This window comes from Arthrobacter sp. M71 S08 (genome assembly GCF_059089725.1).
The window spans coordinates 1-377 of record NZ_JBNHEY010000022.1 but is presented as its reverse complement, the minus strand read 5'-3'; the positions used below and the strand labels follow the sequence as shown (position 1 = coordinate 377).

At 60.5% G+C, this 377-nt stretch carries 1 protein-coding gene; it reads left to right on the top strand.

What is annotated here, in order from left to right; genetic code table 11:
- Window positions 1-377: baeRF3 domain-containing protein (locus tag AC5RTB_RS16585; protein WP_494062143.1), on the top strand; the 377-nt coding region annotated here is incomplete at both ends.

Genomic DNA, 377 nt, shown 5'->3' with positions numbered 1-377 from the left:
TTGAATACGTCACGAAGGTATCGAAAGCTACTGAAGACATCCTTTCTGCAAGCCCACAACCCCTGGTACTCATCGCGGACGCCGAGATAAGCGGGCATTTCCAGCAAACGAGCAGCCTCGGCCCACTCCTGGCAGGAGTCGTGGAAATCAACCCGCGCGCCCTTGATGTTTCGGAACTGCACACCCTGGTGTACCCCAAGGTTAAAGAGCGGCTGGACAGCGGACGGGTGGAGACACTTGCCAACGCAGCTGAACTTTTGGGCCGAGGCGACCCCACAGTGGCGAGCCATATCGCGGACATCATTCGCGCCGCACACCAGGGGCGGGTCGGTGCTCTGATACTCCGCGAGGGCCAGCCGATGTGGGGACGCTACGAC